The organism is Pseudomonas sp. SWRI179 (genome assembly GCF_014268705.1).
Lineage (GTDB): Bacteria > Pseudomonadota > Gammaproteobacteria > Pseudomonadales > Pseudomonadaceae > Aquipseudomonas > Aquipseudomonas zanjanensis.
Genome location: NZ_JABWRA010000017.1, coordinates 53,487 through 75,126 on the forward strand (window position 1 = coordinate 53,487; position 21,640 = coordinate 75,126).

Consider the following 21,640-nt stretch of genomic DNA (forward strand, 5'->3'; position numbering starts at 1 on the left):
CTTCAGTGGATAGGGTGTTATGTCCGGAAAAGCGCAACAGCAGTCTCGTATCAAAGAGTTGATCCTATTGGGTCGTGAGCAGGGCTACCTGACTTACGCGGAGGTCAACGACCACCTGCCGGAGGATATTTCAGATCCGGAACAGGTGGAAGACATCATCCGCATGATCAACGACATGGGGATCAACGTATTCGAGGTTGCTCCAGATAAGGATGCCCTTATGCTGGCCGACGCCGATACCGACGAGGCGGCCGCTGAAGAAGCGGCCGCAGCGTTGGCAGCGGTCGAGACCGACATTGGTCGCACCACGGACCCCGTGCGCATGTACATGCGTGAAATGGGTACGGTAGAGCTCCTCACACGCGAAGGCGAAATCGAAATCGCCAAGCGTATTGAAGAAGGCATCCGCGAAGTGATGGGCGCAATCGCGCACTTCCCTGGCACGGTTGACCATATTCTCTCCGAGTACACCCGCGTCACCACCGAAGGTGGCCGCCTGTCTGACGTCCTGAGCGGCTATATCGACCCGGACGACGGCATTGCGCCGCCTGCCGCCGAAGTGCCGCCGCCGATCGACGCGAAAGCCGTCAAGGCCGACGACGAAACCGATGACGACGACGCCGAAGCCAGCGACGACGAGGAAGAAGCCGAAAGCGGTCCGGATCCGGTCATCGCCGCGCAGCGTTTCGGCGCCGTGGCCGACCAGATGGAAATCACCCGCAAGGCGCTGAAAAAGCATGGCCGCAACAACAAGCAGGCGATTGCCGAGCTGTTGGCACTGGCCGAGCTGTTCATGCCGATCAAGCTGGTACCGAAGCAATTCGAAGGCCTGGTCGAGCGTGTTCGCAGCGCCCTGGATCGCCTTCGTCAGCAAGAGCGCGCGATCATGCAGCTCTGCGTGCGTGACGCCCGCATGCCACGTGCCGATTTCCTGCGCCAGTTCCCTGGCCACGAAGTCGACGAAAGCTGGACCGATGCATTGGCCAAGGGCAAGAGCAAATATGCTGAAGCCATTGCCCGCCTGCAGCCGGACATCGTTCGTTGCCAGCAAAAGCTGAGTGCGCTGGAGGCCGAGACCGGCCTGAGCATCGCCGAGATCAAGGACATCAACCGTCGCATGTCGATTGGCGAGGCCAAGGCCCGTCGCGCGAAGAAAGAGATGGTCGAAGCGAACTTGCGCCTGGTGATCTCCATCGCCAAGAAGTACACCAACCGCGGCCTGCAATTCCTCGACCTGATCCAGGAAGGCAACATCGGCCTGATGAAGGCGGTGGACAAGTTCGAATACCGTCGCGGCTACAAGTTCTCGACTTATGCCACCTGGTGGATCCGTCAGGCGATCACTCGCTCGATCGCCGACCAGGCCCGCACCATCCGTATTCCGGTGCACATGATCGAGACGATCAACAAGCTCAACCGCATTTCCCGGCAGATGTTGCAGGAAATGGGTCGCGAACCGACGCCGGAAGAGCTGGGCGAACGCATGGAAATGCCTGAGGACAAGATCCGCAAGGTATTGAAGATCGCCAAAGAGCCGATCTCCATGGAAACCCCGATCGGCGATGACGAAGACTCCCATCTGGGTGACTTCATCGAAGACTCCACCATGCAGTCTCCGATTGATGTCGCCACGGTCGAGAGTCTCAAGGAAGCGACTCGCGAAGTGCTCTCCGGCCTCACTGCCCGTGAAGCCAAGGTACTGCGCATGCGCTTCGGCATCGACATGAATACCGACCACACCCTTGAGGAAGTCGGTAAGCAGTTCGATGTGACCCGTGAGCGGATTCGCCAGATCGAAGCCAAGGCGTTGCGCAAACTGCGCCACCCGACGCGAAGCGAGCATCTGCGCTCCTTCCTCGACGAGTGACCTTCAAAACCCCCGGCCCTGCCGGGGGTTTTGTTATGCACAGATAAAATCCCCTTCGTTACGCTCCTCACCACCCTGTTGCCCGTCTACACTCGACTCATCCTCACCAAGCCATGACGAGACAGTGATGCCCAGACTGACGGCCGCGCTTTTGCTGTCATTGATGACCTGGACCGCAACAGCTGGCGCGTTGACGCTCACCGACGAGGAGCTCCGCTGGCTCAAGGACCACCCCGACCTGCGCCTGGGTGTCGACGCCTCCTGGCCGCCGTTTGAGTTCCGCGACGATCAAGGCCGTTACCAAGGCCTGGCCGCCGATTACATCGAGATCATCCGTGAACGATTGGCCGTCAAGGTCACCCCGATCGAGCCGGTCAGCTGGACGGCCGTGCTGGAGCAAGTCGCACAAGGCAAGATCGATCTTTTGCCAGGCATCATGTCCACCCCGGAGCGCCAGAATTACCTGGCATTTACCCGCCCCTACCTGGACTTCCCCATTGTCATCCTGGCTCATCACGGTGGCGCCCGGCCTCACAACCTCAAGGAACTGTACGGGCTGAAGATCGCCGTGGTGGAGAACTATGCCCCCCATGAATTGCTACGCAACCATCATCCCGACCTGAACCTGGTGGCACTGCCCAACGTCAGCTCAGCCCTGCAAGCACTGGCGACCGACGAAGTGGATGCGGTAGTGGGCGATCTGGCTTCCAGTGTCTGGAGCCTGCGCCAACTCAAGCTCGAAGGCCTTTATGTCAGCGGTGAAACGCCCTATCGCTACCAGCTAGCAATGGCCGTCCCTCAAGACAACAAGATATTGGTCAGTATCCTGGATAAGGTCATCGCGGACATGAGCCCGGCCGAGGTCGCCGAGATCCAGCAGAAATGGGTCGGCAATGTGCATGACTACCGCCAGCTCTGGTCGGACTTGCTGCTGTACGGCCTGCCGGCGCTGCTGCTCCTGGTCGGCATATTGGCGGTGGTGATTCGCATCAACCGCCGGCTCAGTTCGGAGATCGCCCGACGGGTCGAGCTTGAGCAGGAGCTGCGCAGCAGCGAATACCATTACCGTGGGCTGGTGGAGAGCCTGTCGGCCATTGCCTGGGAGGCAAGGGTCAGCGATTTCACCTACAGCTACGTATCGCCCCACGCCGAAGACCTGTTGGGCTATCCACTCTCCCATTGGCTGGTCCCAGGTTTCTGGCGCAACATCATTCATCCGGCCGACCTGATCCGTGCCCAGAGCTACTGTGATCAAGAAGTGTTGGCGGGGCGCGACCACTGCATCGATTACCGGGTGATCACCGCCGATGGCCGCTGTCTGTGGGTACGCGATATTGTCAGCCTGATCGAACACGGGCACGAACCGCTGATGCGCGGGTTGATGATCGATATCAGTGAAGCCAAGCGTACCGAGGAAGCCCTGCGTCTTTCGGAGCAGAAATTTGCCTCGGTGTTCCGCCAGTGCCCGGATATCCTGGTGATTGCACGGCTGTTTGACGGTTGCCTGCTGGAGGTCAACAAGGCCTTCGAAGAGCAGATCGGCTTGAGTGCCGCAGACGTGATAGGGCGTAGCGCAACCGCACTGGATATCTGGGGCATCCAGGGTGTGGGGCCGAGCCTGTTGCAGCGTTTGCAGGCCGGCAGCATCCGCAACCTGGAAATGCCCTTTCGCCGCAGCAATGGCCAGGTGTTCACCGGGCTGATCTCCGCCGAGCCCTTCGACCTCGACACGACGCCCGCCCTGGTCGTGGTGGTGCGAGACATCAGCCAGCTCAAGGAAACCCAGCAACAACTGCAGACATCCGAAGAGAAGTTCGCCAAGGCATTCCACGCCTCGCCCGATGGATTGCTGCTGTCCCGGCAAAGCGATGGCTTGCTGATTGAAGTCAACGAAGGATTCAGCCGCATTACCGGCTTCAACAGCGCCCTGTCGGTCGACCGCTCTACCCTGGACCTGGGCATCTGGGTCAATCTCAACGAGCGCAAGCAGATGCTCGACCTGCTGAAACGGGACGGCTTCGTCAGGGATTTCAGCTGCCATATCCGTCGCAACGACGGGCAGATACGGCTCTGCGAAGTGTCCAGCCGCCCGCTGCCCATCGGCAACGAAGATTGCATGCTGACCATCGCCCGGGACATTACCGAACGCCACCTGATGCAGGAAAAACTGCAACAGGCCGCCACCGTGTTCGAAAGCACTGCCGAAGGCGTGCTGATCACCGATACCCAACAACACATCAGCGCCGTGAACCGGGCGTTCACCGAAATCACCGGCTACAGCGAAACCGAAGCCCTGGGCCACACACCCCGGCTGTTGGCTTCCGGCCTGCATGACAGCGCGTTTTACGCGGCGATGTGGCACCAGTTGACAGCGGAGGGACACTGGCAGGGAGAAATCTCCAACCGACGCAAGAACGGCGAGCTGTACCCCAGTTGGCTGACCATCAGCGCGGTACGCAATCGGGACCGACAGATCACCCATTTCGTCGCCGTCTTCGCCGATATCTCCAGCCTCAAACACGCCCAGGCCCGGCTCGATTACCAGGCTCACCACGACCCGCTGACGGGCCTGCCCAATCGCACACTGTTCGAAAGCCGCTTGTTGGCGGCCCTCAACAGCCAGCAGGAAAACGGCGGCCAGGGTGCCGTGCTGTTCCTGGACCTGGACCGCTTCAAGCACATCAATGACAGCCTCGGACACCCGGTCGGCGACCTGCTGCTCAAGGGCATCGCCGTGCGCTTGCGCGAGCAGTTGCGTGACATCGACACCGTGGCGCGCCTGGGCGGCGACGAGTTCATTATCCTGCTGCCGGGCCTGCAACAGCCCAGCGATGCCGAGCACATCGCCCAGAAACTGTTGAACTGCTTTACCGCACCGTTCCAGGCCGGCGAACACGAGTTCTTCATCAGCGCCAGCATCGGCACCAGCCTCTACCCGCAGGATGGCTGCGACGTCGCCACGCTGGTCAAGAATGCCGACGCGGCGATGTACCGCTCCAAGGCCAAGGGGCGCAACCGGGTGGAGAAATACACCCGCGACCTCACCGCCCAGGCCAGCGAGCGCGTGGCCTTGGAACACGAGCTGCGCCGGGCGATTGAACGCAACGAGCTGTCACTGTCCTTCCAACCGAAAATCAGCCTCGTCGACAATCGATTGGTAGGCGCCGAGGCACTGATTCGCTGGAATCACCCGACGTTTGGCGACGTCCCGCCCGAACACTTCATCCCGCTGGCGGAAGAAAACGGCATGATCCTGCAAATTGGCGATTGGGTTCTGGAACGTGCCTGCCGGCAGCTGTGCGAATGGAACAGCACCTACGAAAGCCTCGGCCCACTGTCGGTCAACCTGGCCGGTGCCCAACTGCGTCAACCCAACTTGCTGGGGCGTATCGAACAACTGCTGCGCGAACACCAACTCAAGCCCGACCTATTGCAACTGGAAATTACCGAAAACTTCATCATGAGCCAGGCCGAAGAGGCCCTGACGGTGCTGCACCAGCTGAAAAAGCTTGGCGTGCAACTGGCCATCGACGACTTCGGCACGGGCTATTCCTCCCTGAGTTATCTCAAGCGCCTGCCGCTGGACATCCTCAAGATCGACCAGTCCTTCGTCCGCGGCCTGCCCGATGATCCTCACGATGTGGCCATCGTGCGGGCAATCATCGCCCTGGGCCGCAGCATGCAATTCACCATCATCGCCGAGGGCGTCGAAACCCTGGCCCAGCAGCAATTCCTGACCGAAGAGGGTTGCGAACAGATCCAGGGCTACATCGTCAGCCTGCCCCTGTGCGCCGAGGAGTTCGCCGCAACGTTTCTATGTGTGTCCGTATCGGATTTTTCGGATAGCACAGCCGAGAAACCGTCGCTATAATCCGCGGCCTACTGAGGGCCTATAGCTCAGTTGGTTAGAGCAGAGGACTCATAATCCTTTGGTCCACGGTTCGAGTCCGTGTGGGCCCACCAAATTGAAAGCCGCGCATTGCGCGGCTTTCGTCGTTTCTGACATCCGAAAACCAACGCCCTAAAAACCTCAAAAACGGCGTTCCGTCCAAAAAACGTCCAATTTCATTCTTGGACGGCGATTTCCAAGCCCGTCGATTGTCGTGGGAAAGGTTTCGTTTATTGCGATTTTCGTTTATTTCGAATATATCTCTTAGGTGATCGCTGCACCGAACCATGATCACTACCAAATACCTGGTTCCTGGAGATAGTCATGACCACCACCGACCTCACTCGCACCGTTCTTCCCGATGAGAAAGAAATTGCTGCAGCTATGGAGTCAAGCCGGCAGTTAGCTGCTTTCCTTTCGACAAAATTCGAAACCCAGCGCATAGAACTGGTTGACGAGACACAGCAGCGCGAAGTGGTCGAATTGCCTACGTTTGCCCTTCGTTTGCTCGGGGAAATCCTCGGCGAACTCGCGCTGGGTAACGCAGTCAAGGTCGTTCCCATTCACGCCGAGCTAACCACCCAAGAAGGTGCGGACATACTCAATGTTTCGCGACCTCATCTGGTGAAACTCTTGGATGAAGGCGCGTTACCACACACAAAAACGGGCCGGCACCGCCGGATCAAACTGGCTGATCTCATGGCCTACAAGGAACAGCGTGACCACGCGAGCCGTGCGGCCATGGACGAACTGGCAGCACAAGCCCAGGAGCTAGGGATGGGTTACGAATGAGATGTTCGGCTTTCACGGCGTTCTATGACGCGAATGTTCTCTACCCTGCACCACTGCGTGACTTCTTGATGCATCTAGCGCTCACCGGCATATATCGTGCACGTTGGTCAGCTCAAGTCCATGACGAGTGGAAGCGAAATCTTCTGTCAAATAGACCGGAGCTTACCTGCGAGCAATTGAATCGGACGTCCTCACTGATGGATAGCGCCGTGCCAGGCTGCCTCGTGACTGACTATGAACCCCTCATAGAAGGGCTTCATTTGCCGGATGTCGATGATCGTCACGTGCTTGCTGCAGCCATCAAATGCAATGCATCTGTCATCGTTACTTTTAACCTGAAGGACTTTCCCAAGAGTGCTCTCGAAGCATTTGATATCGAGCCTTTGCACCCTGACGATTTTGTTGCCGACCTTTGGGATATTGACCAAGCGGCTGTTCTCGAAGCAGCACAGCGGCAGCGAGCATCCTTGAAAAATCCGCCCCACAGTGCGCGTCAATACCTCGATAAGCTACTCCAACAAAAACTCCCCGAAACTGTGAAATTGCTCTCCAGATTTGAATTCCTGATTTGACGATTGCTGCGAAGGACTTGAGGCTACCAAGATGAATTAACATCTCACCCCACGTCCGCCTCTGTTACTCAACCTCTATCGCCGAGACGCCCATCATCGCCAGCCCCAGCCTCCCCCGCCTGTTTCTTGAACTGTTCTGGCAACTCGGCATCCTCCTGGTACCAGCCTTTTTCGTCACAATACTGCCGCCCCCATTGGCCTTGCTGGCGGTAGTCTGCCTCGGATTGCTAATGGGCCTTGCCGCTCGCCTGGGCTTTTTGGCGATGGGCCGGGGCATTGCCCGGGTGACGGTCGGCGCGGTGTTTGGCCTGGGTTTCAGCCTGGGTCGGGCGTTGCCTGAGTGGTGGGGCATTTTGGTGGCGATTGTCGGCATCATCGTCGGGCTCGCCTGCGTCAGTCGCTGGGAGCGGCGCCTTGGGTTGGCACCCGTTTCCAGCAAAGGGCCGAGTGCCTGGGGTGGAAATGAGCCATTGCTGACCCCTGAAGGCGAGCCGATCCGGGTCTTCAACCACAGTGAGATCGCCATGGGCGGCCCGACCTATTGCGACTATCTGTTTCCCGATGGTGCACTCCTTCTCGGCTTGGGTTCCTCGGCCCTGTTCTCCCGCGACGGGCGCTACTTCGCCGCGACAATACCGTCCAGGCAGAACTGGGGCCTGCTGATTCTCGACCGCCAGCAGCGTCAGGTGTATCGCTGCGCCGACAGCGAGCTCTGGGAGCTGGACGCTTTTGACCTCGGCGTTTTGAGCGGGCGCCATAGCCCACTGGTGAACGACAGCGTTCGCGAAGTTCGGTTGCCTGAGCTATTCCAGACGGCCAGTGTTACGCACCTGCTACCCTTCGCTGACCTGTGGCTGGAATCCGATTGGCATCCCGAACAGGTTCAACAGACCTTTGAACGGCGCTCCACCGATGGCCAGCACTGCCTGCGGGGCGACATCGCCTTGCCCGCGACCTTTCGCAACCTGGCCCAGCCGCTGGAACCGCTGATTTCCCCGCGCTATACCATCAGCATCAACGGGCAACCCTCCGGCCTGCGGATGGCGGCCGATGCGCCGTTGATCTGGAGCAGCGATCATCGCGCCCTGGTGTGCCTGGCTCAGGCGCAAGATTCCCAAGCAGATGGCGACCAGTATTGGTTGTGGCAGCTCGACAACGGCTGGCGGGCCTTGCCGTCGCCCTGGGTGAGGCGGGAAGCGGAACCATCCTTCTACTGGCATGAATTGCTGGGCCTCGATACCAACCACGTGTTTATCGGCTCGTACCTCGACTACGCGCGACCGGGCTCCGGCCGGTATGGCTATCGCCTGGACAGCATCCACGGCGATACCGAGACCCAGGCCGGTCACGACGCCCAAGGGCGCGTGCAGGTTGGCGAATTTATGCTGACCCGCATGACCATCGCGATGCCGTTGGACAGCCAAGGCCAGCGCGGCGATTCATTCATTGAAACGCAACCGATGCAGGACGGAGTACGCGCACGGTTGACCTGGCTTGTCGATAATTCCGACGGGCTGGGAGGCTATCGCTGCCAGATCGGTGGCTGGCACTTGCCGGGAAGTTGGCTGCTGGATCACCGCGTCTCTGACTGCGGACGTTACCTGGCACTGCTGCCCTTCGAACAGTCAACGACCGTAACCACCCATGGGGTGGTTGCCGACGTGAAGGATCGACGCCTGCTGGTAGGGCCGCCGATGTGGGTGCAGCGCATCCTCGATTTTCGTGATGGCCGGCTGAGCCTGGCGGTGGTTGCCGGTCGTCTTGACCAGGATCTGGACAGCAGCGCGCTGCAACGCTTCAACATTCCTGCGCAGCCAATTGGCGGTGATCCGGCATTCTTTCATCCCGACGAACGTTCCCGGCTGTTCTACAACACCGTGGAGCTGCAGGTGACGGGCTCACAATTGCACAGCATCGCCCCCTGGCGCCTGGTGGATTGTCCGCAAGTGGCCAACGCCGACGGCGACTTCATCCTGCCCGCGCCTGACCATCGGGATGCCGCCTGGTTGTTTGGCAGCGAAACGGAATATGCCGACAGTTGGGTGCGTGCCCAGACGCCCCGACTCGGAGGCCATTTGCTGACAGCCTCAGGCTGCGCGTTGGTCGACTTGGCGCCCTCGATGATCTGGTCGACGGATGCCCGTTTCCTCGCCCTGACTTGCATGGCGACCGATGCGGCAGAACTGTGTGGCAGCTACCGGGGCTGGCAATTATTACTTCTGGACGTCCAGCAGCACACGTTGCGGGTGCACCCACAATGGCTGGGCAACCGGCCGCTGTTTGAACGCTTCGACGAGCAACTGCATGTACGTTGCTTTGAGCGCGATTGGGCAGCCGAAGACGATGAGGACCCTGGTTCAGTGCAGGCGTTCTCCCTGGATGCTCTGTTGCAGTTGCCCGCTGAACAGTTGGTTTGCCAGGACGGTTTCTGGTTCAGGGTTTCACAGGTGTACCAGGCCCCCGCCTGGCGCGCACTGGCTTTGCCTGCCATTGGCTATTTCGCACGTGAGAGCCTGTAACATGCTCGCCATCGAATGCCTGCGCCGGAGCCCACTTTGACTGATACCCGCCCCCCCGTCCTCGACGAAATCGACCGGCAACTGATCGCGGCGCTGCAAATCAACGCCCGGGAAAGCGTCGCGATGCTGGCTCGGCAACTGGGCATCGCCCGCACGACCGTGACGTCGCGGCTGGCGCGCCTGGAAAAGACCAAGGTGATTACCGGCTATGGCGTGCGCCTGGGCCAACGGGTGATTGATGGCGGCTTGCAGGCTTACGTCGGCATCAAGGTCCAACCGCGCTCCGGCAAGGACGTGCTGCGACGTTTGAGCGCCATGGCCCAGGTCCAGCAGTTGTGTGCGGTCAGCGGTGAGTTCGATTACGTCGCCTGGCTGCGCACCGACTCTCCAGAACAGCTGGATCAACTGCTGGACCAGATTGGCAGCGTGGATGGCGTGGAGAAAACCACCACCTCGATCATCCTCAGCAGCAAGATCGATCGGGGCCAGCCCGTCTAGCCCTGCGCAACTTAACCCGTGGGAGCGAGCAAGCTCGCTCCCACGGGGGAAAATCGTCAGTTATGGTGCTTGATAGGCAAAGTTTTCGATTCTGACCTGCCCCTCCGGAAAGGTCGCGATAATCTCCAATTCGCCTCCCATGGCACGGATGTAATTTCGCAACGTGCTGATGTACATATCCGTACGGCGCTCCATTTTCGAGACCGCCGCCTGGTTGATATGCAGTGACTTGGCCAAGGCCTCCTGGCTCAACTCCTGCGCTTGGCGCAACTCGTGCAATGGCATCTCTGCACGCAACTTCTGATACAGAGCCTGTGCACGCGCCTGAGAGTCAGGCGCACGACGCGCCATCAAGTCGGAAAACTTCTTAGCCATTGTCACAGCCCTCTCTCTTCAATACTTCCAAAGCTCGTCATAGAGGCGTTCGGCCAAGGGCACATATTCCTGATACCAGCGGTCCCGGCCAGTTTTGTCTCCCCCGATCAGGAGGATGGCGCAGCGGCGCGGATCAAACGCATAGAGCACACGATAAGGCCTACCTGCGTGTTGCACTCGTAATTCACGAAGGTTGCCATGACGCGAACCTTTGATATCACTGGTGTGAGGAAAGCCCAGATAAGGCCCGGTGTCGCCGAGCAGCATTACCGAAGCCTGTACCGAGTCTTGCTCTGACGCACGGATACAGTTCCACCACATCTCAAATTCATCCGTGTATTCAACGTCCCATTTCATACAAATATGCCACCTAGGTTATATAACCTCAAGGGAATAACCATAGAAGTAACGGCGGGTATCTGCTCCCGTTGATCGCGCAGGTAATTGTTAGGGAGAGTTTCTGTGGGAGGCTGGTTTCGTCATTACGATTGAGCAATTGGTCAAAATGACTGGAACATATTCAAAACGACGACATATTGTGTCTTATTAACGTGTTCCACCCTCCCTAGAATGGCTGGCATCTTTCCTATACTCAGACGCGAAGCCGCGTCGAGTCGCCCATCAAGGTCAGCCATGAACAAGAACAATCGCCACCCAGCAGACGGTAAGAAGCCCATCACCATTTTCGGGCCGGACTTTCCTTTCGCCTTTGACGACTGGATCGAACATCCGGCCGGCCTGGGCAGCATTCCCGCGCACAACCAGGGTACGGAAGTGGCGATTGTCGGTGCTGGGATCGCCGGTCTGGTGGCGGCGTACGAGCTGATGAAGCTGGGACTCAAGCCCGTGGTCTACGAGGCGTCGAAGATGGGTGGGCGCCTGCGCTCACAGGCGTTCAACGGCGCTGAAGGGGTGATCGCCGAGCTGGGCGGCATGCGTTTTCCGGTGTCGTCCACCGCGTTCTACCACTACGTCGACAAACTGGGGCTGGAGACCAAACCGTTTCCCAACCCGCTGACCCCGGCGTCCGGCAGCACGGTTATCGACCTGGAAGGCCAGACGTATTACGCCCAGAAACTGGCGGACCTTCCCGCACTGTTCCAGGAAGTCGCCGACGCCTGGGCCGATGCGCTGGAGGATGGCTCGCGCTTCGGCGACATCCAGCAGGCGATCCGCGACCGCGACGTGCCACGCCTCAAGGAGCTGTGGAACACCTTGGTGCCCCTCTGGGACGACCGCACCTTCTACGACTTCGTCGCCACCTCCAAGGCGTTCGCCAAGCTCTCGTTCCAGCACCGCGAAGTGTTCGGCCAGGTCGGCTTCGGCACGGGCGGTTGGGATTCTGATTTCCCCAATTCGATGCTGGAAATCTTCCGCGTCGTGATGACCAACTGCGACGACCACCAGCATCTGGTGGTCGGTGGCGTCGAACAGGTACCTCACGGCATCTGGAACCACGTGCCGGAACGCTGTGCGCACTGGCCCGAAGGAACCAGCCTGAATTCGCTGCACCTGGGCGCCCCCCGCAGCGGCGTGAAGCGCATAGCCCGTGCGGCCGATGGCCGGTTCAGCGTGACGGACGTCTGGGAAAACACCCGCGAGTACGCCGCCGTGCTGGTCACCTGCCAGAGCTGGCTGCTGACCACCCAGATCGAATGTGAAGAAGCGCTGTTCTCGCAAAAGATGTGGATGGCCCTGGACCGCACCCGCTACATGCAATCGTCGAAGACATTCGTGATGGTCGACCGGCCGTTCTGGAAGGACAAGGACCCGGAGACCGGCCGCGACCTGATGAGCATGACCCTGACCGACCGCCTGACCCGTGGCACCTATCTGTTCGACAACGGCGACGACAAGCCCGGCGTGATTTGCCTGTCGTATTCCTGGATGAGCGATGCGCTGAAAATGCTTCCGCATCCGGTGGAAAAACGCGTGAAGCTGGCCCTCGATGCCCTGAAGAAGATCTACCCCAAGGTGGACATCGCCGCACGCATCATTGGCGATCCGATCACCGTGTCCTGGGAAGCGGATCCGCATTTCCTCGGCGCCTTCAAGGGCGCCCTGCCCGGCCACTATCGCTACAACCAGCGCATGTACGCGCATTTCATGCAGGACGACATGCCGGCCGAACAACGCGGGATCTTTATCGCCGGCGATGACGTCTCATGGACACCTGCCTGGGTCGAAGGCGCGGTACAGACCTCACTCAATGCCGTGTGGGGAATCATGAAGCACTTCGGCGGAGAAACTCACGCCGAGAACCCGGGTCCAGGTGATGTGTTCCACGAGATCGGTCCGATCGCCCTGCCCGAATAAAAGGAGTTTTTGATGCGTGTAGCCCTCTACCAATGCCCACCGCTGCCACTGGATCCAGCCGGCAACCTGCAACGCCTGCACCAGGTGGCGCTGGAGGCCAGGGGCGCCGATGTGCTGGTGCTGCCGGAGATGTTCATGACCGGCTACAACATCGGCGTCGACGCGGTGAATGTATTGGCCGAGGTCTACAACGGCGAGTGGGCGCAACAGATCGGCCGCATTGCCAAGGCGACCGGCCTGGCGATCGTCTATGGCTACCCCGAACGCAGCGAAGACGGGCAGATCTACAACGCCGCGCAGTTGATCGACGCTCAGGGCGAGCGCCTGGCCAACTACCGCAAGAGCCACCTGTTCGGTGACCTCGATCACGCCATGTTCAGCGCCGGCGACTCAGCGCTGCCTATCGTCGAGCTCAACGGCTGGAAGCTCGGCCTGCTGATCTGCTACGACCTGGAGTTCCCAGAGAACGCCCGCCGCCTGGCCCTGGCCGGCGCCGAGCTGATCCTGGTGCCGACCGCCAATATGCAACCCTACGAGTTCATCGCGGACATCACCGTCCGTGCCCGCGCCATCGAAAACCAGTGTTTCGTGGCCTACGCCAACTACTGCGGCCACGAAGGTGAACTACTGTATTGCGGCCAAAGCAGCATCGCCGCACCGAATGGCAGCCGACCGGCGCTTGCGGGGTTGGACGAGGCGTTGATCGTCGCAGAACTGGATCGACAACTGATGGACGATTCCCGAGCGGCCTACAACTACCTGCATGATCGCCGCCCCGAGCTTTACGACGACCTGCACAAACACTGATTGAGGATTGAGAACGCGGCCTAATCCGCTAGCATGAGCGCATCTTTGTTCTGGAAGCGCTCATGCCGGCCCCCGACTCCCTCCTCCCCCACACTGAAACCCTGGCCAACGGCTTGCGGGTGACATTGCGTCACGTCCCAGGCCTCAAGCGCAGCGCTGCAGTATTGCGAGTCGCGGCTGGCAGCCATGACGCGCCCCTGGCCTGGCCGGGATTGGCGCACTTGCTCGAGCATCTGTTCTTCCTCGGCACCGAGCGTTTTCCCGCTGGGGAGAACCTGATGGCCTACGTGCAGCGCCATGGCGGTCAAGTCAATGCGCGCACCAGCGAACGCACCACGGATTTCTTCTTCGAATTGCCACCCGCCACCTTCGCCGACGGACTGGAACGGCTGGGGGACATGCTCGCTCACCCACGCCTGGATGAGGCCGATCAGTTGCGTGAACGGGAAGTGCTACACGCCGAGTTCATCGCCTGGTCCCGGGATGCTGCAGCCCAGCGACAGCTTGCCTTGCAGGACGGCCTGTCGGCGACCCATCCGTTGCGAGGTTTTCATGCGGGTAATCGCGACAGCCTCGCGGTGGAGCACGCCGAATTCCAAAGCGCATTGCATGACTTCTATTGCAGCTTCTACCAGAGCGGCCAGATGAGCCTGAGCCTGGCCGGCCCGCAAAGCATCGCCGTTTTGAAAGCGCTGGCTGAACAGTTCGACAGCCAGATACCTGCCGGCGAAGCGCTTGCCAGGCCGGCACCGCCACAGCTGATGGCATCGTCCCAGACGAGTTATCAACAGGCCCGCGAGGGTTGCCTTGATCTGCTGTTCGCCTTCGAAGATTTGCCCAGCGCCTCGCCCCAAGCCTTGGACTTTCTCTGTACGTGGCTGAACTCCAGCAAACCGGGCGGCCTGCTCGCCCTGTTGCGTCAACGCCACTTGGCGGACAGCCTCAAGGCTACCGCACTGTATGAATTTACCGGACAGGCACTGCTGCATATCGAATTCACGCACGCCAACGCCCAGACAGCGGCGCAGATCCAGCCGTTGCTGCACGACTGGTTGGGTTTCTTTGCCGCCCAGGACGACTGGGCGCCGTTGCGCCAGGAGTTCACCGCACTGCTGCAGCGCCGGCAGGAAACAGTGTCGGCCTTGCAGTTGGCCCGCTGGGATTGTGAAGGTCGTGACGGGCCGCTGTTGGCACACGACCTCGTGAGGCTCAGGGAAATCCTCAAGCAACTGCACCCTGTCGACAACGTCACGGGACAATGGCAACTGCCCGCGTCCAACCCGTTCCTGCAAACGCCAAGCGAAGCGCCTCGCGCCGGGCTGATACGCGGCCAGACCAGCGCCCACCGCGGCTTGCGCACCTTCGCCCAGGACCGCTCCCGAGGCCGGCGGGAACGCTCGCCCATGCAGTTCAGCCAGGCGCTGCCCGACAACAGTCGTGAAGGCGCGGTGTACCTGCGCTGGCAACTGACGACTCAGCCACCGCTGGATCTTCAATCCCGGCTCGACCGGCATCTGGAGGAGGTGCGTGAGGATGCTCGCCAGGCCGGCGTGGACGTCAGTTTCGAACCTTCAGGGAATCAATGGCTGCTGAAACTGGTCGGCTTGCAGACCCCGGTGCCGTTGGTGCTCGAACACGTCCTGGCGAAGCTTTCACAACCGCTGCCCATGGCTCAGGCCGCCCACGAACCCCCACCGATACCCATTCGACACTTGCTCAAAGCGCTGCCGAATCATTGCCGGCAATCGCCAGCGTTGCCCATGCCTGACAGCGACCAAAGCGTGTGGACAACGGCCCGCTGGGATGGACTGTCCATCGGTCTGTCGGCCGCCACTCAAGGGGCACTGGGCCCGGCGTTGGCCCGTGTGCCAGGCATCGCCAGCGAGGACATCAGCTTGGTGATGGCGCCGCGCGGGCAACGCATCTGGCATACGCTCCAGACCCACGGTGAAGAAGCGGCCGTGTTGCTGTTTTGCCCGACCGCCACCCTGGCGCTGGCCGACGAGGCCGCCTGGCGGTTGCTGGCACAGTTGTGCCAGACGCCGTTCTATCAGCGCCTGCGGGTGGAGCTGCAGTTGGGTTATGCCGTGTTCAGCGGCTTGAAGCAGGTCGATGGGCAAACCGGGTTGCTGTTCGGCGTCCAATCGCCCAGCGTCTCGGCGGCGCAACTGATCGCCCACATCGAGACATTCCTGGTCGGGTTACCGGCGCTGATCCAGCAGCTCGATGATGCGTCCCTGACCGATCAGCAACAGGCGCTCGCCGCTCAACTCCAAATTGATGCCCTGCCCCGCGCCCAGGCCGCCGAACTGCTCTGGCAGGGCAAGTTGGCTGGCCGCCCGTCGGATTATCTTGAGCGACTGGCCGATGCCATCCTGCAACTGGATCGCCCACAACTACGAGCCGCCGCCCAGGGTTTGGTCGATGCTGACGGGGGATGGTATTGCCTGAGCAATGGCGCCTGCCTGACAGAGCGTTGGCAAGCGGCGCAATGATCATTGCAGCCGCTGTAATGAGCTTTCTTCGAGAATCGCGGCGAACGAATTTGTCAGATTTAGTAACATAGCCGCCTAAGCATCTGAACATCTCCGAACGGAGGTGGACTATATGTATAGGTTTCCACCGTTCCATCGAACCTGATTCCCCCAACCAAAGGAGTATTCCCATGTCTTGGTCCAAACCCGCATATATCGACCTGCGTATCGGTTTCGAAGTCACCATGTACTTCGCCAGCCGCTGATTGCTGCAGGCGCTCAAGCACGCAGCACTACGCCTCGGCCAGCCGAGGCGTTTTTATTTCGGTTTGCAGATGGAGCAGCCATGTTCGTCCAGATTCTAGGTTCCGCCGCCGGTGGCGGTTTCCCCCAGTGGAACTGCAACTGCGCCAATTGCGCAGGTTTTCGCAACGGTAGCCTGCGGGCCCAGGCGCGTACCCAGTCATCCATCGCCCTGTCCGATGACGGGGTGAACTGGGTGCTGTGCAACGCCTCCCCGGACATTCGCGCCCAGCTCCAGGCGTTTGCCCCGATGCAGCCGGGCCGGGCCCTGCGCGACACCGGCATTGGCGCGATCATCCTGATGGACAGCCAGATCGACCACACCACCGGCCTGCTCAGCCTGCGTGAAGGTTGCCCGCATCAAGTCTGGTGCACCGACATGGTCCATGAAGACTTGAGCACCGGCTTCCCGCTGTTCAACATGCTGACCCACTGGAACGGCGGGTTGAGCTGGAACCGTATCGAACTCGACCAGAGCTTCATCATCGCCGCCTGCCCGAACCTGCGCTTTACCCCGCTGCCCCTGCGCAGCGCAGCGCCGCCCTATTCGCCCCATCGCTTCGACCCGCACCCGGGCGACAACATCGGACTGATCGTCGAAGACCTGCGCACCGGCGGCAAGCTGTTCTATGCACCGGGGCTGGGCAAGGTCGACGAGTCGTTGCTGGAGATCATGGCCGGCAGCGACTGCCTGCTGGTGGACGGCACGATGTGGGACGACGATGAAATGCAACGCCGTGGCGTCGGCACCCGCACCGGTCGGGAAATGGGCCACCTGGCTCAAAACGGCCCCGGCGGCATGCTGGAAGTGCTGGAGCAACTGCCCGAGCAGCGCAAGGTCCTTATCCATATCAACAACACCAACCCGATCCTGGACGAAGACTCGCCCGAGCGGGCTGAGCTTGTACGTCGAAAGATTGAAGTGGCTTACGACGGAATGAGTATTGAGTTGTAGAAAGGGTAGGACGATGGTGGACGTGAGCTTGCGGTTGTATCAGCCAACATTATTGCTGGCTGACAGGACGCATTCGCGAGCAAGCCCGCTCCCACAGAGACCGAGTAAGACTTGATATTTCATGCACCGCAAAACCAATGTGGGAGCGGGCTTGCTCGCGAAGAGGCCAGACCAGGCACCCCAACCGCCAGCGGTTATTCCCCGGAGAACCGAAATGACTGACACCCCCCTGTCCCCCGCCGAGTTCGAAGCCGCCCTGCGTGCAAAAGGCGCGTATTACCACATCCATCACCCCTATCACGTGGCGATGTATGAAGGCCGTGCCACTCGCGAGCAGATCCAGGGTTGGGTCGCGAATCGCTTTTATTACCAGGTGAATATCCCGCTCAAGGATGCCGCGATCCTGGCCAACTGCCCGGACCGGGAGATCCGCCGCGAGTGGATCCAGCGCCTGCTCGACCATGACGGCGCGCCCGGCGAAGACGGCGGCATTGAAGCCTGGCTGCGGCTGGGCCAGGCGGTGGGGCTGGACCCCGATCAACTGCGCTCCCAGGAATTGGTGCTGCCGGGCGTGCGCTTCGCGGTGGACGCCTACGTCAACTTCGCCCGCCGGGCCAGTTGGCAGGAAGCCGCCAGCAGTTCGTTGACTGAACTGTTCGCCCCGCAGATCCACCAGTCGCGCCTGGACAGCTGGCCGCAGCATTACCCGTGGATCGACCCGACCGGCTACGAATATTTCCGCACTCGCCTGGGCCAGGCCCGGCGTGATGTGGAGCATGGCCTGGCGATCACCTTGCAGCACTACACCACCCGCGCCGGGCAGGAGCGCATGTTGGAGATTCTCCAGTTCAAACTGGACATCCTCTGGAGCATGCTCGACGCCATGACCATGGCCTACGAATTGAACCGCCCGCCCTATCACACCGTGACCGACCAACGGGTCTGGCACAAAGGAATTACCTTATGAGCTTCGACCGCAGCCAAACCCCGCGCTGGCGCCCCGGCTATCGCTTCCAGTACGAACCGGCCCAGAAAGGCCACGTGCTGCTCTATCCTGAAGGCATGATCAAGCTGAACGACAGCGCGGCGCTGATCGGCGGCCTGATCGATGGTGAACGCGATGTGGCGGCGATCATCGCTGAGCTGGATAAACAATTTCCCGGTGTGCCAGAGCTCGGTGACGACATCGAGCAATTCATGGAGGTCGCCCGTGCACAACACTGGATCACCCTTGCCTGAGAAGCCCGCCGTCGGCCTGCCGCTGTGGCTGCTGGCCGAGCTGACCTATCGCTGCCCGCTGCAATGCCCATACTGCTCCAACCCGCTGGACTTCGCCGAGCAAGGCAAGGAACTGAGCACCGAGCAGTGGTTCAAGGTGTTTCGCGAAGCCCGGGAGATGGGCGCCGCGCAGTTGGGTTTTTCCGGTGGGGAGCCGCTGGTGCGCCAGGACTTGGCGGAGCTGATTGGCGAGGCGCGCAGGCTGGGTTTCTACACCAACCTGATTACCTCCGGCATCGGCTTGACCGAACAGAAGATCAGCGACTTCAAGAAAGCCGGCCTGGACCACATCCAGATCAGTTTCCAGGCCAGCGACGAGCAGGTGAACAACCTCCTGGCCGGCTCGAAGAAAGCCTTCGCGCAAAAACTGGAAATGGCCCGCGCGGTGAAAGCCCACGGTTATCCGATGGTGCTGAACTTCGTGACCCATCGGCACAACATCGACAAGATCGACCGCATCATCGAGCTGTGCATCGCCCTCGAAGCTGACTTCGTCGAGCTCGCCACCTGCCAGTTCTATGGCTGGGCGCAGCTCAACCGCGTCGGCCTGCTGCCCACCCGGGAGCAACTGGTGCGGGCCGAGCGCATCACCAATGAATACCGCGCCAAGCTGGAAGCCGAAGGCAACCCGTGCAAGCTTATTTTTGTCACACCGGACTACTATGAGGAACGCCCCAAGGGTTGCATGAACGGCTGGGGCAGCATTTTCCTGACCGTCACACCGGACGGTACGGCACTGCCCTGTCACGGCGCCCGACAGCTACCGGTGCAATTTCCCAACGTGCGCGACCACAGCATGCAGCACATCTGGTACGACTCGTTCGGCTTCAACCGCTTCCGCGGTTACGACTGGATGCCTGAACCGTGCCGCTCCTGCGATGAAAAAGAAAAGGACTTCGGCGGCTGCCGCTGCCAGGCGTTCATGCTCACGGGCGATGCCAGCAACGCCGACCCGGTGTGCAGCAAGTCCGAACATCACGGGGTGATCCTTAAAGCGCGTGAAGACGCCGAGCACGCCACACAAACCATTGAACAGTTGGCCTTCCGCAATGAACGAAACTCGCGCCTCATCGCTAAAGGCTGAGCCTTTCAGCGCCACCCAGGCCGTAGCCGCCGGCACCGACTTCGCCGAACTGCAAGTCGGGCCCTTGGGCTTGTTCTGGAATGAATACCGCCCCGCGGACGGCGCCTGCCGGATCTGGCATTGGCAAGACGCCGAGGCCCGCTGCCTGACGCCGGACGGATTCAGCGCCCGCAGTCGGGTCTATGAATACGGCGGCGGGTCGTTCTGCCTGAGCCATGATGGCGTGCTGTTCGTCAACGAGGCCGACCAACAGCTGTACCATCAATCGCTGAGTGACGAACAGCCCGTGGCGCTGACCTTCGGTGAGTGCCGCTATGGGGACCTTGGCTTCGCCGACGGCCAGGTGTTGGCGGTGGAAGAACAGGCCAACCAGCATCGCCTGGTGTCGATCGGGTTGGCGGATCGTCAACGGCATCTGTTGGCCGAAGGCGCCGATTTCTACGCTTCGCCTACCCTGAGCCCGGACGGCCAGCGGCTCGCCTGGATTGAATGGAGCCGTCCGCATCAGCCCTGGACAGCGACGCGGTTGATCTTGGCCGAGCGCACTGCTTCGGGCTGGAGTGAGCCGCGCTGTGTGGCCGGCAACGGTGAGGAAGAATCCATCCAGCAACCGCGCTTCGACGCGGCCAGTCGCCTTTATTGCCTGACTGATCGCGGCGGTTACTGGCAGCCCTGGATGGAATCGGCCCAGGGCTTAGAACCCCTGCCCGCCGCCGCAGCCGATCATGCCCCAGCGCCGTGGCAACTGGGTGGCTGTACCTGGCTGCCGCTGGACGAACACACCTACCTGGCGAGTTGGACCGAAGCAGGTTTCGGACGCCTGGGCTTGTGCCGCCGTGACGATGCCAACGAGGACTTCACCGACACCTACAGCCGCTTTCGCAGCCTGGCGCTGGATGAGCGGTTCATCTACGCCATTGCCGCCTCGCCGACTCATCCATCGGCAGTCATTGCCATCGAGCGGCAGCGTCATGAAGGAGTGGTGCTGGCCGGCGGCGTCACGCCATTGGCCATCGAACAGATCAGTCGTCCGCGAACCCTGCGCTATCCATCCGGGTCAGGTGAAGCCCACGGGTTCTTTTACCCGGCCATGAATGCACAAGCGAAGCCGCCCTTGGTGGTGTTCATTCACGGCGGTCCTACCTCGGCCTGTTATCCCCTGTTCGATCCACGTATTCAGTATTGGACCCAGCGCGGCTTTGCCGTTGCCGATCTCAATTACCGCGGCAGCAGCGGTTATGGCCGGGCCTATCGGCAGGCGCTGCATTTGAATTGGGGCGTGGTGGATGTCGAGGACGCCTGCGCGGTGGTCGCCTATCTGGATGAACAAGGCTTGATTGACAGCCGTCACGCGTTCATTCGCGGTGGCAGTGCCGGTGGCTACACGACCCTCTGCGCCTTGGCGTTCCAGGATGTATTCCGCGCCGGTGCCAGCCTCTATGGCGTGAGCGATCCTGTCGCCCTCGGCCGGGCCACGCACAAGTTCGAAGGTGATTACCTGGACTGGCTGATCGGCGACCCGCAACAGGACATCGAACGCTATCGCGCCCGCACTCCGTTGTTGCACGCCGAGGACATCCGCGTGCCGGTGATCTTTTTCCAAGGTGAGTTGGATGCCGTGGTGGTACCGCAGCAAACCCGCGACATGGTCAGCGCCTTACAGGCCAACGGCGTGGCGGTCGAGGCGCACTACTACCCGGAGGAACGCCACGGTTTTCGCAAGGCGAAGAACCAGGCCCATGCCCTGGAGCATGAGTGGTTGTTCTATCGCAAGGTGATGGATAGCGATCTGTAGGCAGTGGGAACACCACTTGTGGCGAGGGAGCTTGCTCCCGCTCGATTGCGCAGCAATCGCAAAAGCTTGGGGCCGCTGCGCGACCCAGCGGGAGCAAGCTCCCTCGCCACAGATCC

Annotated in this window: 16 protein-coding genes, 1 tRNA gene and 1 pseudogene; 16 read left to right on the top strand and 2 right to left on the bottom strand. The window is 60.8% G+C overall.

All coding sequences use genetic code 11. The annotated features are described in order from the left end of the window. Positions 1-19 precede the first annotated feature (19 nt). The 7 genes from rpoD (at position 20) to HU767_RS11990 (ending at position 10,137) form a co-directional block, all read left to right on the top strand. Positions 20-1,867: an RNA polymerase sigma factor RpoD gene (gene rpoD / locus HU767_RS11960; protein WP_186729602.1), complete on the top strand. Its 1,848-nt coding sequence runs from the start codon at positions 20-22 to the stop codon at positions 1,865-1,867. Between the two features lie 127 nt (positions 1,868-1,994). Then, positions 1,995-5,738, top strand: a complete 3,744-nt coding sequence (locus tag HU767_RS11965) for an EAL domain-containing protein (protein ID WP_186729603.1) — start codon at positions 1,995-1,997, stop codon at positions 5,736-5,738. A 15-nt stretch (positions 5,739-5,753) separates the two neighbouring features. After that, positions 5,754-5,830, top strand: a tRNA-Ile gene (locus tag HU767_RS11970). Between the two features lie 250 nt (positions 5,831-6,080). Next, entirely contained in the window at positions 6,081-6,548 is a 468-nt protein-coding gene (locus HU767_RS11975) for a helix-turn-helix domain-containing protein (RefSeq protein ID WP_186706956.1), read from the top strand. Then, the gene (locus HU767_RS11980; RefSeq protein ID WP_186706955.1) at positions 6,545-7,120 is read left to right on the top strand and encodes a PIN domain-containing protein; all 576 of its coding nucleotides are present in this window, start codon (positions 6,545-6,547) and stop codon (positions 7,118-7,120) included. Before HU767_RS11975 ends, HU767_RS11980 begins: the two co-directional genes overlap by 4 nt. A 230-nt stretch (positions 7,121-7,350) precedes the next feature. Further along, positions 7,351-9,639 (top strand): hypothetical protein, encoded by a 2,289-nt coding sequence (locus tag HU767_RS11985; RefSeq protein WP_238349459.1) that lies wholly within the window; start codon positions 7,351-7,353, stop codon positions 9,637-9,639. Between the two features lie 36 nt (positions 9,640-9,675). Beyond that, entirely contained in the window at positions 9,676-10,137 is a 462-nt protein-coding gene (locus HU767_RS11990) for an Lrp/AsnC family transcriptional regulator (protein ID WP_018607342.1), read from the top strand. Positions 10,138-10,197: 60 nt separating this feature from the next. Here HU767_RS11990 and HU767_RS11995 read toward each other — a convergent pair whose 3' ends face one another. After that, positions 10,198-10,512 carry an XRE family transcriptional regulator gene (locus HU767_RS11995; RefSeq protein WP_186706953.1) on the bottom strand — a complete coding sequence of 105 codons (315 nt, stop codon included), beginning with the start codon at positions 10,510-10,512 and terminating at the stop codon, positions 10,198-10,200. Beyond that, positions 10,505-10,869, bottom strand: a pseudogene (locus tag HU767_RS12000) (type II toxin-antitoxin system RelE/ParE family toxin). The gene HU767_RS11995 and the pseudogene HU767_RS12000 overlap by 8 nt, the downstream one beginning before the upstream one ends. A gap of 276 nt (positions 10,870-11,145) precedes the next feature. Here HU767_RS12000 and HU767_RS12005 point away from each other — a divergent pair. From HU767_RS12005 to HU767_RS12045, 9 genes are all read left to right on the top strand, one after another. Continuing rightward, positions 11,146-12,828 (top strand): NAD(P)/FAD-dependent oxidoreductase, encoded by a 1,683-nt coding sequence (locus HU767_RS12005; protein ID WP_186706951.1) that lies wholly within the window; start codon positions 11,146-11,148, stop codon positions 12,826-12,828. A gap of 12 nt (positions 12,829-12,840) precedes the next feature. Further along, the gene (locus HU767_RS12010; RefSeq protein WP_186729605.1) at positions 12,841-13,635 is read left to right on the top strand and encodes a carbon-nitrogen hydrolase family protein; all 795 of its coding nucleotides are present in this window, start codon (positions 12,841-12,843) and stop codon (positions 13,633-13,635) included. 62 nt (positions 13,636-13,697) lie between these two features. After that, entirely contained in the window at positions 13,698-16,130 is a 2,433-nt protein-coding gene (gene pqqF / locus HU767_RS12015; RefSeq protein WP_186729606.1) for a pyrroloquinoline quinone biosynthesis protein PqqF, read from the top strand. 170 nt (positions 16,131-16,300) lie between these two features. Beyond that, a complete protein-coding gene (gene pqqA / locus HU767_RS12020) occupies positions 16,301-16,375 on the top strand; it encodes a pyrroloquinoline quinone precursor peptide PqqA (protein ID WP_003177660.1) in 75 nt (24 codons plus the stop codon). 80 nt (positions 16,376-16,455) lie between these two features. Further along, positions 16,456-17,367: a pyrroloquinoline quinone biosynthesis protein PqqB gene (pqqB, locus tag HU767_RS12025; RefSeq protein ID WP_186706948.1), complete on the top strand. Its 912-nt coding sequence runs from the start codon at positions 16,456-16,458 to the stop codon at positions 17,365-17,367. 214 nt (positions 17,368-17,581) lie between these two features. Further along, positions 17,582-18,334: a pyrroloquinoline-quinone synthase PqqC gene (pqqC, locus tag HU767_RS12030; protein WP_186729607.1), complete on the top strand. Its 753-nt coding sequence runs from the start codon at positions 17,582-17,584 to the stop codon at positions 18,332-18,334. Continuing rightward, positions 18,331-18,606: a pyrroloquinoline quinone biosynthesis peptide chaperone PqqD gene (pqqD, locus tag HU767_RS12035; RefSeq protein WP_186729608.1), complete on the top strand. Its 276-nt coding sequence runs from the start codon at positions 18,331-18,333 to the stop codon at positions 18,604-18,606. Before pqqC ends, pqqD begins: the two co-directional genes overlap by 4 nt. After that, positions 18,578-19,729 (top strand): pyrroloquinoline quinone biosynthesis protein PqqE, encoded by a 1,152-nt coding sequence (gene pqqE, locus HU767_RS12040; RefSeq protein WP_186729609.1) that lies wholly within the window; start codon positions 18,578-18,580, stop codon positions 19,727-19,729. Before pqqD ends, pqqE begins: the two co-directional genes overlap by 29 nt. Continuing rightward, a complete protein-coding gene (locus HU767_RS12045; RefSeq protein WP_186729610.1) occupies positions 19,695-21,524 on the top strand; it encodes a S9 family peptidase in 1,830 nt (609 codons plus the stop codon). Before pqqE ends, HU767_RS12045 begins: the two co-directional genes overlap by 35 nt. Positions 21,525-21,640: the final 116 nt, after the last annotated feature.